General features: G+C 56.4%; 1 rRNA gene. It reads left to right on the plus strand.

Features of this window, described 5'->3' with window-relative positions:
- Window positions 1-1,831, plus strand: a 23S ribosomal RNA gene (locus ACGFYU_RS37860); the annotation flags it as partial.
- Window positions 1,832-1,862: the final 31 nt, after the last annotated feature.

Below are 1,862 nucleotides of genomic sequence, written 5' to 3' on the forward strand. Positions count from 1 at the left end.
GCTGTGATGGGTAGGGGAGCGTCGTGTGCCGGGTGAAGCAGCAGCGGAAGCTAGTTGTGGACGGTTCACGAGTGAGAATGCAGGCATGAGTAGCGATACACACGTGAGAAACGTGTGCGCCGATTGACTAAGGGTTCCTGGGTCAAGCTGATCTGCCCAGGGTAAGTCGGGACCTAAGGCGAGGCCGACAGGCGTAGTCGATGGACAACCGGTTGATATTCCGGTACCCGCTTTGAAACGCCCAATATCGAATCCATTAATGCTAAGGCCGTGAAGCCGTTCCGGACCCTTCGGGGAAAGGAAAGTGGTGGAGCCGCTGACCCAAGGTGGTAGTAGGTAAGCGATGGGGTGACGCAGGAAGGTAGTCCAGCCCGGGCGGTGGTTGTCCCGGGGTAAGGGTGTAGGCCGAGGGGTAGGCAAATCCGTCCCTCATATAAGGCTGAGACCTGATGCCGAGCCGATTGTGGTGAAGTGGATGATCCTATGCTGTCGAGAAAAGCCTCTAGCGAGTTTCATGGCGGCCCGTACCCTAAACCGACTCAGGTGGTCAGGTAGAGAATACCGAGGCGTTCGGGTGAACTATGGTTAAGGAACTCGGCAAAATGCCCCCGTAACTTCGGGAGAAGGGGGGCCATCACTGGTGATCGGACTTGCTCCGTGAGCTGGGGGTGGCCGCAGAGACCAGCGAGAAGCGACTGTTTACTAAAAACACAGGTCCGTGCGAAGCCGTAAGGCGATGTATACGGACTGACGCCTGCCCGGTGCTGGAACGTTAAGGGGACCGGTTAGTACATCTTCGGGTGTGCGAAGCTGAGAACTTAAGCGCCAGTAAACGGCGGTGGTAACTATAACCATCCTAAGGTAGCGAAATTCCTTGTCGGGTAAGTTCCGACCTGCACGAATGGCGTAACGACTTCTCGACTGTCTCAACCATAGGCCCGGTGAAATTGCACTACGAGTAAAGATGCTCGTTTCGCGCAGCAGGACGGAAAGACCCCGGGACCTTTACTACAGTTTGATATTGGTGTTCGGTTCGGCTTGTGTAGGATAGGTGGGAGACTTTGAAGCCGTGACGCCAGTCATGGTGGAGTCGTCGTTGAAATACCACTCTGGTCGTGCTGGATGTCTAACCTCGGTCCGTGATCCGGATCAGGGACAGTGTCTGATGGGTAGTTTAACTGGGGCGGTTGCCTCCCAAAGGGTAACGGAGGCGCCCAAAGGTTCCCTCAGCCTGGTTGGCAATCAGGTGTTGAGTGTAAGTGCACAAGGGAGCTTGACTGTGAGACCGACGGGTCGAGCAGGGACGAAAGTCGGGACTAGTGATCCGGCGGTGGCTTGTGGAAGCGCCGTCGCTCAACGGATAAAAGGTACCCCGGGGATAACAGGCTGATCTTCCCCAAGAGTCCATATCGACGGGATGGTTTGGCACCTCGATGTCGGCTCGTCGCATCCTGGGGCTGGAGTCGGTCCCAAGGGTTGGGCTGTTCGCCCATTAAAGCGGTACGCGAGCTGGGTTTAGAACGTCGTGAGACAGTTCGGTCCCTATCCGCTGTGCGCGTAGGAATATTGAGAAGGGCTGTCCCTAGTACGAGAGGACCGGGACGGACGAACCTCTGGTGTGCCAGTTGTCCTGCCAAGGGCATGGCTGGTTGGCTACGTTCGGGAGGGATAACCGCTGAAAGCATCTAAGCGGGAAGCCTGCTTCAAGATGAGTATTCCCACCTCCTTGAGAGGGTAAGGCTCCCAGTAGACGACTGGGTTGATAGGCCAGATGTGGAAGCCCGGTAACGGGTGAAGCTGACTGGTACTAATAGGCCGAGGGCTTGTCCTCAGTTGCTCGCGTCCACTGTGTTAGTTCTGAA

It is taken from the genome of Streptomyces sp. NPDC048337, from assembly GCF_043201175.1.
Lineage (GTDB): Bacteria > Actinomycetota > Actinomycetes > Streptomycetales > Streptomycetaceae > Streptomyces.